At 54.5% G+C, this 9,075-nt stretch carries 13 protein-coding genes; all 13 read left to right on the top strand.

All coding sequences use genetic code 11. The annotated features are described in order from the left end of the window. Nucleotides 1–28: 28 nt before the first annotated feature. Nucleotides 29–445, top strand: coding sequence for a 30S ribosomal protein S12 (rpsL, locus tag QY332_17065; GenBank protein ID WKZ35326.1), 417 nt, complete (start codon nt 29–31; stop codon nt 443–445). Nucleotides 446–467: 22 nt separating this feature from the next. Beyond that, nucleotides 468–935 carry a 30S ribosomal protein S7 gene (rpsG, locus tag QY332_17060; GenBank protein ID WKZ35325.1) on the top strand — a complete coding sequence of 156 codons (468 nt, stop codon included), beginning with the start codon at nt 468–470 and terminating at the stop codon, nt 933–935. Between the two features lie 41 nt (nt 936–976). Then, nucleotides 977–3,049 (top strand): elongation factor G, encoded by a 2,073-nt coding sequence (gene fusA, locus QY332_17055; GenBank protein WKZ35324.1) that lies wholly within the window; start codon nt 977–979, stop codon nt 3,047–3,049. 31 nt (nt 3,050–3,080) lie between these two features. Beyond that, complete coding sequence (tuf, locus tag QY332_17050; GenBank protein WKZ35323.1) at nt 3,081–4,280, top strand: elongation factor Tu; 1,200 nt, start codon at nt 3,081–3,083, stop codon at nt 4,278–4,280. 11 nt (nt 4,281–4,291) lie between these two features. After that, on the top strand, nt 4,292–4,600 hold the full coding sequence (rpsJ, locus tag QY332_17045) for a 30S ribosomal protein S10 (protein ID WKZ38477.1): 309 nt from the start codon (nt 4,292–4,294) through the stop codon (nt 4,598–4,600). Between the two features lie 177 nt (nt 4,601–4,777). Further along, nucleotides 4,778–5,410 (top strand): 50S ribosomal protein L3, encoded by a 633-nt coding sequence (rplC, locus tag QY332_17040; GenBank protein WKZ35322.1) that lies wholly within the window; start codon nt 4,778–4,780, stop codon nt 5,408–5,410. 29 nt (nt 5,411–5,439) lie between these two features. Continuing rightward, on the top strand, nt 5,440–6,069 hold the full coding sequence (gene rplD, locus QY332_17035) for a 50S ribosomal protein L4 (protein ID WKZ35321.1): 630 nt from the start codon (nt 5,440–5,442) through the stop codon (nt 6,067–6,069). 9 nt (nt 6,070–6,078) lie between these two features. Beyond that, a complete protein-coding gene (rplW, locus tag QY332_17030) occupies nt 6,079–6,384 on the top strand; it encodes a 50S ribosomal protein L23 (GenBank protein WKZ35320.1) in 306 nt (101 codons plus the stop codon). Beyond that, nucleotides 6,384–7,220 (top strand): 50S ribosomal protein L2, encoded by an 837-nt coding sequence (gene rplB, locus QY332_17025; protein WKZ35319.1) that lies wholly within the window; start codon nt 6,384–6,386, stop codon nt 7,218–7,220. Before rplW ends, rplB begins: the two co-directional genes overlap by 1 nt. 17 nt (nt 7,221–7,237) lie before the next feature. Beyond that, nucleotides 7,238–7,510 carry a 30S ribosomal protein S19 gene (rpsS, locus tag QY332_17020; protein WKZ35318.1) on the top strand — a complete coding sequence of 91 codons (273 nt, stop codon included), beginning with the start codon at nt 7,238–7,240 and terminating at the stop codon, nt 7,508–7,510. A gap of 11 nt (nt 7,511–7,521) precedes the next feature. Beyond that, nucleotides 7,522–7,863, top strand: a complete 342-nt coding sequence (rplV, locus tag QY332_17015) for a 50S ribosomal protein L22 (GenBank protein ID WKZ35317.1) — start codon at nt 7,522–7,524, stop codon at nt 7,861–7,863. Between the two features lie 10 nt (nt 7,864–7,873). After that, nucleotides 7,874–8,623, top strand: a complete 750-nt coding sequence (gene rpsC / locus QY332_17010; protein WKZ35316.1) for a 30S ribosomal protein S3 — start codon at nt 7,874–7,876, stop codon at nt 8,621–8,623. A gap of 32 nt (nt 8,624–8,655) precedes the next feature. Beyond that, nucleotides 8,656–9,075, top strand: coding sequence for a 50S ribosomal protein L16 (gene rplP / locus QY332_17005; protein WKZ35315.1), 420 nt, complete (start codon nt 8,656–8,658; stop codon nt 9,073–9,075).

Raw genomic sequence — 9,075 nt, 5'->3', positions numbered from 1 at the left:
TTGAAAGAATTTGAAATCGGAGGCGAAAGTGCCGACAGTAAATCAAATGGTCCGCAAGGGCCGCAAAAATAAGAGCGCAAAAAGCAAGTCGCCGGCTCTGCAGTTCACATTGAACAGCTTCAAACAGCGCCGGTTTCGCCAGGATAAGGGTGCACCGCAGAAACGCGGTGTTTGTACCGTTGTCCGTACAATGACCCCCAAAAAGCCGAATTCGGCACTTCGTAAAATTGCACGTGTGCGTCTGACCAACGGCATTGAAGTCACTGCGTACATTCCCGGCGAAGGTCATCAATTGCAGGAACACTCTGTTGTGCTGGTGCGCGGTGGACGTGTGAAGGACCTGCCGGGTGTGCGTTACCACATTGTCCGTGGTTCCCTCGATACCACCGGCGTGGCCAATCGCAAGCAAGCACGCTCAAAGTATGGCGCGAAGCGTCCGAAGTAATCAATAGATGGAGAAGTAAAGCATGCGAAGAGCAAAACCAGAGAAACGGGAAATCCTTCCCGACATCCGTTTTAAAAGCGTCAACCTTCAGACCATGGTTCAGCATGTGCTTAAGAAAGGCAAGAAAAGCACCGCTGTCCGGTTGATCTATGATGCGATGGATTTGATCAAAGAACGAACTGAAAAAGATCCGATGGAAGTCTTTGACGGCGCACTCAAGAATGTGGGGCCCGCCATGGAGGTCCGCCCGCGCCGCGTGGGTGGCGCAACCTATCAGGTCCCCATGGAAGTCTCCACAGACCGCCGCACCACCCTCGCGATCCGCTGGCTCCTTGCCGCTGCCCGCGATCGTTCCGGCAAGTCATTTTCAGACAAACTCGCTTCCGAATTGATCGACGCCTTTAATGATACTGGTTCAGCGATTCGCAAGCGTGATGAAACCCACAAGATGGCGGAAGCCAACCGTGCCTTCTCCCATTACCGTGTTTAATTCTTTTTTGAGACATCTTAAGGAAACAGGAAGCAGTTAGAATGGCGCGTGTTCATCCGTTGGAAAAATACCGAAATATAGGCATCATTGCCCACATTGACGCTGGGAAGACAACAACCACTGAGCGTATCATGTTCTATACGGGCATGACCCACCGCATCGGTTCTGTTGACGATGGTACGACAGTGACCGACTGGATGGTGCAGGAGCGCGAACGTGGCATCACCATTGTTTCGGCGGCTGTGTCAGCGGAATGGAAAGGCTATCAGATCAACATCATTGATACGCCCGGTCATATTGATTTTACAGCCGAGGTGCAGCGTTCCCTGCGCGTGCTGGACGGTGGCGTGGTAGTCTTTGATGCAGTACAGGGTGTGGAACCGCAATCGGAGACTGTCTGGCGACAGGCGGATCGGTATGCCGTGCCGCGCATTTGTTTTGTCAATAAGATGGACCGTGTCGGGGCTTCCTACGAGCGGACGATCGAATCGATCATCGACAGGCTGGGTGCCAACCCGATCCCAATGCAAATCCCGATCGGTTTTGAAGCCGGCTTCAAGGGCCTGGTTGATCTTCTTTCCTTGAAAGCGATCATTTGGGAGGATGATCTTGGCAAGGAACCGAAGATTGTTGAAATCCCGGATGATCTGAAACAACAGGCGGTAGAATCCCGTGCGAAGATGGTGGAAAAGATCGCTGAACTCGACGATGAGTTAACAATGAAATTCCTCGAAGCCCAGGAGATCAGCTTGGATGAGCTTAAGGCGGCTTTACGCAAAGGAGTTATCGCGAATAAGGCAGCGCCCGTATTTTGCGGTTCTTCCTTAAAGAACAAGGGTGTGCAGGTCCTTCTCGATGCTGTGATCGATTACCTGCCCTCCCCGGCCGACATTCCCTTCGTAAAAGTTAGTGAACCCGGCAATCCTGAGAACGAATTTGAGCTTCCCACACAGGATGATGCCCCCTTGAGCGCTCTTGTGTTTAAGATCGTAACCGATCCTTATGTGGGCCGTCTTGCCTATGTCCGTATTTACTCCGGTGTATTGAGTCAGGGACAGACGGTGCAGAACAGCACCAAAGGCAGGAAGGAACGCATTGGACGTTTGATCCGTATGCATGCCGATCACCGGGAGGATGTAACCGAAATTCGTTCTGGCGACATCGGCGCAGTACTTGGCTTCAAGGATAGCTTTACAGGCGATACCCTTTGCGATAACAAATCACTGGCGCTTGAGAATATTTCATTCCCTGAACCGGTTATTTCCATTGCCATTGAGCCGAAGAGTACCGCAGACCAGGAAAAGATGGGTGAGGCTCTTCGCAAACTTGCAGAAGAAGACCCCACATTCCGTGTTAATTCCGATGAAAATACCGGTCAGACCGTTATTCGCGGCATGGGCGAACTCCACCTCGATATCATCGTAGACCGCCTCCTGCGGGAGTTCAAAGTGCAGGCCAATATCGGCACCCCGCGCGTGGCATATCGCGAATCGATTACCAAGCCTGTCAAGGAAGTCAACTACAAGTACGCGAAACAGTCTGGTGGTAAAGGCCAGTACGGTCATGTTGTGTTCTCCATGGATCCGGGCGAGCGCGGCAGCGGCATTGTATTTGAAAACAAGATCGTTGGGGGTGCCATTCCGAAGGAATATATTTCCCCGATTGAAAAAGGTGTCAAGGAAGCGGCTGAAGGCGGTGTGCTTGCAGGGTATCCTGTTGTGGACTTGAAAGTTACACTTTTTGACGGTTCTTTCCATGAAGTTGACTCGAGTGAAATGGCGTTCAAACTGGCCGCATCCATGGGCTTCAAGGAAGGCGTTCATAAAGGGAACCCCATTTTGCTTGAGCCGATGATGAAAGTGGAAGTCGTTGTCCCTGAGGAATATCTTGGTGATGTGATGGGACAGATCAACAGCCGCCGCGGCTTGATCCAGGGCATGGATGTTCGCCCCGGTAATGCCCAGGCGATCCGCGCCATGGTGCCTTTGGCGGAGATGTTCGGGTATGCAACCCAGCTCCGTTCTGCCACGCAGGGACGCGGCGTATTTAGCATGGAATTTGACCACTACGCGCCAGTTGCGCAGTCGGTGGCGGAAGAAATTTTGAAGGCGTAACCGGTTTTTTCATAATTCAAGGAGTTTCATTATGGCGAAGGAAAAATTTGACAGGAGCAAACCGCATCTGAACGTGGGGACGATGGGGCACATCGACCATGGGAAGACCACGCTGACGGCGGCGATCACCAAGGTGGCGGGACTGGCCGGGCAGGCGGATTTCAAGGCCTACGACCAGATCGACAATGCGCCGGAGGAAAAAGCGCGCGGGATCACGATCAACATTGCGCACGTGGAATACCAGACGGACAAGCGCCACTATGCGCACGTGGATATGCCGGGTCACCGCGACTACATCAAGAACATGATCACCGGTGCGGCGCAGGTGGACGGTGCCATTCTGGTGGTGGCGGCCCCGGATGGACCGATGCCGCAGACGCGCGAACACGTGTTGCTGGCGCGACAGGTGGAAGTGCCATCGATCGTGGTCTTCCTCAACAAGGTGGACATGATGGACGATCCCGAGCTGCTCGAGCTGGTGGAACTCGAACTGCGTGAACTGCTGACCAACCAGGGTTTTCCCGGCGACACGACCCCGATCGTACGCGGATCGGCGAAGCTGGCGTTGGAAAGCACGAGTACCGACCCGAATGCCCCCGAGTATGCACCGATCAAGGAGTTGCTGCGCGTGGTGGACGAGTACATTCCCGAGCCGAAGCGAGAAACGGACAAGCCGTTCATGATGTCGGTGGAGGATGTCTTCTCGATCAAGGGACGCGGGACAGTGGTGACGGGTCGTATCGACCGTGGTATTATCAAGATCGGAGAGCCGATCGAGATCATCGGTCTGCGCGAGACGAAGAGCACGGTTTGCACGGGGGTGGAAATGTTCCACAAGCAGCTGGATGAAGGCATGGCGGGAGACAACGTTGGATTGCTGCTGCGCGGCATCGAGCGGGAAGATGTGGAGCGCGGCCAGGTGCTGGCCAAACCGAAATCGATCACCCCGCACAAGAAGTTTCTGGCGGAGGTATACGTGTTGAAGAAGGAGGAGGGCGGGCGTCACAAGGCCTTCTTCAGCGGGTATCGACCGCAGTTCTATGTGCGTACGATGGATGTGACGGGCGACATCACGCTGCCGGAAGGTGTGGAGATGGTCATGCCGGGCGACAACGTCAACCTGACGGTGGAGTTGATCGTGCCGGTGGCCCTCGAGCAGGGCTCCAAGTTCGCCATCCGTGAAGGCGGTCTGACCGTCGGTGCGGGTGTCGTTACCAAGATCATCGAGTAAGGTGAGATATGATGGCAAAACAAAAAATCCGTATCCGCCTCAAAGCATATGATCATCGTGTTCTTGACCAGTCTGCAAAGCGCATTGTCGAAACTGCAGAACGTACGGGTGCCCATGTTGTGGGTCCCGTGCCCTTGCCAAGCAAGAAGGAACGCTTTACAATACGTCGCTCTGCATTCATTGACAAGGACTCTCACGAGCATTTTGAGATCCGCACACATAACCGTTTGATAGACGTTTTGGACCCGGACTCAAAGACCATTGACATGTTGATGCGTTTGAACCTGCCTGCAGGTGTTGATATCGAGATCAAAATTTAAGTAGTGAATAACCGCGGTGTTTCGCGGATTATTTGAGACAGCGCAAGAGCAGGTCTGTGTTGTGGAACCGACACAAACCGCTTCGCACCAGATCTTCTGACTGCGCTGCACGGAGATGATGCGGCCGATGCCCCGGCTGGCAGTCTCGTCAATATCTTCTGAAGGAGAAAATTGAGCATGTTGAAAGGGCTAATAGGAAAGAAGATCGGCATGACCCAGATCTTCGATGAGCAAGGTGTTGCCTATACGGTGACACTCATCGAAGCTGGGCCATGTTATGTTACCCAGGTTCGTGTGCCCGAGAAGGAAGGATATTCATCGGTGCAGCTGGGTTTTGGCGAAGCAAATCCCAAACGCCTTACTGGCGGTCAGTTGGGCCATTTGAAAGCCAGTGAGATTCCCCCCATGCGTTTCCTGCGCGAATTCCGCGCCAAGGATCACGGATTAAAGATCGGCGACAAGTTAACCGTCGCGGATGCGTTTGCCGTTGGCGAACGCGTGGATGTGATCGGTGTCAGTAAAGGTAAGGGCTTTGCCGGTGCTGTAAAACGCTACCACTTCCACGGTATGAACGCCACGCACGGTACATCCGACCGTAACCGGGCCCCAGGTTCGCGCGGATCGGGCACAACGCCGGGCCGTGTTTACAAGGGCGCGCGCGGAGCGGGTCACATGGGCATGGACCGCGTCACCAGCCAGAACATCAAGGTCGTCATGGTGGACCCGGAACGCAACCTGATTGCCATTAATGGTGCTGTTCCCGGTGGCAAGGGTAGTCTCGTCATGATCAAGGAATCGCGCAAGCAGTAGGCGCGCAGGAAACGGGAGCCAGATTAACCATGAAAGTAGATGTTCTTGATTTGAAGGGAAAGAAGGTTCGCGAGGTGGAATTGCCTGCGAATGTCTTCGAAGCCCCTGTCAATGTGGACTTGATGCACCAGGCCTATGTCCGCCAGATGGCGAATGCCCGCTTGGGTACGCATGAAACGAAAGTCCGCTCTGAGGTTGCCGGCGGAGGCCGAAAGCCGTGGAAACAAAAGGGGACCGGCCGGGCCCGCCAAGGGTCCAGACGGGCGGCGCAGTGGGTCGGCGGGGGCCGTATCCATACGCCGCATCCCCGCAGTTATGAACAACGGATGCCAAAGAAAATGCGTCAAGCCGCGCTTCGTTCCGCATTGTCTATCAAAGCTGCGGAAGCCTCGATTGTGGTTGTGGACGAACTCGACCTCAAGGAAACCAAGACCCGCCTGATGGCTGAAACCCTGGGAAATTTGGTTGGCACATCCACCGTGTTGGTGCTGATGCCTGTCAAAGACCAGAATTATGATACTGTCATGCGCTCCTCCGATAATATCGAGAGTGCCAAGGTATTGCTCGCGAGCTATTTGAATGTGCGCGACATACTCAATTTTGACAAGGTTGTCTTGCCGCTCAAGACAATTGATGCGCTTGTGGCGCACCTCGGATAGGAGAGAGACATGACCAATTTATACAATGTCCTCATCCGCCCATTGGTGACTGAAAAATCCAGTTATCAATCCGGCAAACTGAGCCAGTATGTTTTTGTGGTTGCAAATGAAGCGACCCGCACCATGGTAAAGGATGCCGTGGAAACCCTGTTCGATGTCACAGTGGCTCGCGTAAATGTTCTCAATGCGCCGGCGAAACGCGGACGCCGCACACGTGCCCGCCGCATGCTGGTGCGCCGCCCCGCCTTTAAAAAGGCGATTGTGACCCTGGCCGAGGGAAGCAAGCCCCTCGAGATCTTTGAAGGGGTGCAGTAATGGCAGTTAAAAAATATAAACCGGTAACGCCCGGCACACGCGGCATGACCGGTTATAGCTTTGAAGAAATCACAAAGAGCACGCCTGAACGTTCTCTGCTGGTTCCCAAACAGAACCGCGGCGGACGAAATGTCCACGGGCGTGTAACCGTTCGTCATCGTGGCGGAGGCGCACGCCGCTTCATCCGACTGGTGGATTTCCGACGCGACAAGCTGGGTATCCCCGCCAGGGTTGCCGCGATTGAATACGATCCGAATCGCACCGCGCGGCTTGCCCTGCTCTTTTATGCAGACGGCGAAAAGCGATACATTCTTTCACCCCTGGATCTGAAAGTCGGCGACAATATCCTGTCAGGTCCCACTGCTGAAATTCGTCCCGGCAATGCACTCCCGATCAGCAACATCCCGGTCGGTACGATGATCCATAATATCGAGGTCAAGCAGGGCAAGGGCGGACAGCTTGTCCGTTCAGCAGGCGGTGCGGCGCAATTACTCGCCAAGGAAGGCGATTTTGCCCAAGTGCGCATGCCGTCCGGAGAAGTTCGCCTCATTCATCAGGTCTGCTATGCAACGATTGGCCAAGTTGGAAATCTTGACCACGGTAACATCAAGCTTGGCAAGGCTGGACGCAAACGCCACATGGGTATCCGCCCGGCTGTCCGTGGTACGGCAATGAGTCCGCGCGACCATCCTCACGGTGGTGGTGAAGGTCGCCAGCCAATCGGTCTCCCCGGTCCCAAGAGTCCGTGGGGCAAGCCCACGCTCGGCAAAAAGACCCGCCGCAACAAGAAGACCGATCAGTACATTGTGCGTCGTCGCAGCAAGACGAACCGCTAATTATGAGGTAAGCAGATATGTCACGATCATTGAAAAAAGGCCCTTTCATTGAGCCGAAATTGCTCAAGCGAATTGAAGCCATGAATCAAAAAAAAGAGAAGAAAGTCATCCGCACCTGGAGCCGCGCCTCTGTGATCTTTCCCCAGATGGTGGGACATACCATAGCAGTTCACGATGGACGCCGCCATGTGCCGATCTACATTACCGAGAACATGGTCGGCCACCGTTTAGGGGAGTTCGCCCCGACGCGTACCTTCCGCGGCCACCAGACCAGCGAAAAGGCTGCGTAGGAGATTGAGCGATGCAAGATATTCAAGCAAAAACCCGACACCTTTCGCTCTCCGCTCAAAAAGTACGCATGGTAATTGACCTGGTACGCGGCAAGAGTGCCAACGAAGCCATGGAAATCCTGCGCTTTGTCAACAAACGCGCTGCCTTGCCCGTGCAAAAACTGGTTGCGTCTGCGGTGGCAAATGCTGAAGAGAATTTCGGTGTCAGCCGCGATGACCTGTACGTAGCCAAGATCACGGCAGACGAAGCCCCGACACGCAAGTGGAGACGCTTTGGCGCCCGTGGCCGTTTCAAACCGATATTGCGCCGCAGTTCACACGTCACAATCATATTGCGCGAGCGCGGAGCATAAGGAGAATTTTATGGGTCGTAAAGTACATCCCGTTGGTTTTCGCCTGGGAATCAACCAGCCCTGGGGCGGACGCTGGTTTGCTGAAGGAAGCACCTATCGCCAGCAGTTGCATCAGGATTTTGCCATCCGCAACCTGTTGATTGGAAAATTGTCAAAAGGCGGAGCCGCCGCCAATGAAAAAGTCCGCGTGCTTCGCAGGCAGATGCCGGATGCTGTGAAAGACGGCAAGGCTGGCATCTCCCGAATTGATGTGGAACGCACGCCCGGTAAGATCCGTATTGCCATCCATACCGCCAAGCCCGGTATTTTGATCGGGCGCAAGGGCGAAGGCGTGAAGAAAATCCGCCAGGCGCTTGAGACATTGGTCGGCAAAAAGGTTGAATTGGACATCAAGGAAATCTCATCGCCTGATATCGATGCGATGCTGGTTGCCAGGAATATAGCAGACCAACTTGAACGCCGTATTGCCTACCGCCGTGCAATGAAGCGGGCAATTCAGCAGGCCATGAAACAGGGTGCCGAAGGAATAAAGATCCTGGTTGGCGGACGCCTGGGCGGCGCGGAAATGTCCCGTGATGTGTGGTTGCGTGAGGGACGCGTTCCTTTGCAGACGTTGCGCGCGAACCTGGATTTTGCCACCACCGAAGCCCTGACCACCTACGGTCAGATCGGTATCAAGGTATGGATCTACAAGGGTGAAGTCACACCTGAAGTTGAAGAAAAAGCTGAAGCGACGGAAGGCGTGTACGTCAGCGAGTAATCGCGATGTCGCTTTGAGATGAGGTATTTGATATGTTGATGCCGAAACGTGTAAAGTGGCGCAAGCAGATGCGCGGCCGCATGAGGGGCAAGGCTCTGCGTGGAGCAGAAGTTGCCTTTGGTGATTATGGACTGCAGGCGCTGGAACCGGGCTGGGTGACCGCCCGTCAAATTGAAGCGGCGCGCCGCTCCATCGTCCGAGAAATGAAGCGCCGCGGCAAGGTCTGGATCCGTATTTTCCCATCCAAGCCGTTTACGCACAAACCGCCGGAAACCCGCATGGGTTCCGGTAAAGGCAATGTGGAATATTATGTTGCCGTTGTCAAACCCGGCCGTATTATGTTCGAGGTCAGTGGTTTGTCTGCGGAGATTGCGGTTGCGGCTTTGAAGAGTGCCCAGTACAAGTTCTCCATCAAGACCAAGGTTGTGGGCCGCCTGGCGGGAGGAGAATAG

The sequence above is a fragment of the Anaerolineales bacterium genome (assembly GCA_030583885.1).
Taxonomy (GTDB): domain Bacteria; phylum Chloroflexota; class Anaerolineae; order Anaerolineales; family Villigracilaceae; genus Villigracilis.
The sequence above is the reverse complement of the archived record's forward strand: the minus strand, read 5'-3'. Positions and strand labels throughout refer to the sequence as shown.

What these genes read in the sequence shown, in the direction of transcription:
- rpsG (WKZ35325.1), top strand. Translation starts at nt 468, where the DNA reads ATGCGAAGAGCAAAACCAGAGAAACGGGAAATCCTTCCCGACATCCGT.
- fusA (WKZ35324.1), top strand. Translation starts at nt 977, where the DNA reads ATGGCGCGTGTTCATCCGTTGGAAAAATACCGAAATATAGGCATCATT.
- tuf (WKZ35323.1), top strand. Translation starts at nt 3,081, where the DNA reads ATGGCGAAGGAAAAATTTGACAGGAGCAAACCGCATCTGAACGTGGGG.
- rpsJ (WKZ38477.1), top strand. Translation starts at nt 4,292, where the DNA reads ATGGCAAAACAAAAAATCCGTATCCGCCTCAAAGCATATGATCATCGT.
- rplC (WKZ35322.1), top strand. Translation starts at nt 4,778, where the DNA reads ATGTTGAAAGGGCTAATAGGAAAGAAGATCGGCATGACCCAGATCTTC.
- rplD (WKZ35321.1), top strand. Translation starts at nt 5,440, where the DNA reads ATGAAAGTAGATGTTCTTGATTTGAAGGGAAAGAAGGTTCGCGAGGTG.
- rplW (WKZ35320.1), top strand. Translation starts at nt 6,079, where the DNA reads ATGACCAATTTATACAATGTCCTCATCCGCCCATTGGTGACTGAAAAA.
- rplB (WKZ35319.1), top strand. Translation starts at nt 6,384, where the DNA reads ATGGCAGTTAAAAAATATAAACCGGTAACGCCCGGCACACGCGGCATG.
- rpsS (WKZ35318.1), top strand. Translation starts at nt 7,238, where the DNA reads ATGTCACGATCATTGAAAAAAGGCCCTTTCATTGAGCCGAAATTGCTC.
- rplV (WKZ35317.1), top strand. Translation starts at nt 7,522, where the DNA reads ATGCAAGATATTCAAGCAAAAACCCGACACCTTTCGCTCTCCGCTCAA.
- rpsC (WKZ35316.1), top strand. Translation starts at nt 7,874, where the DNA reads ATGGGTCGTAAAGTACATCCCGTTGGTTTTCGCCTGGGAATCAACCAG.
- rplP (WKZ35315.1), top strand. Translation starts at nt 8,656, where the DNA reads ATGTTGATGCCGAAACGTGTAAAGTGGCGCAAGCAGATGCGCGGCCGC.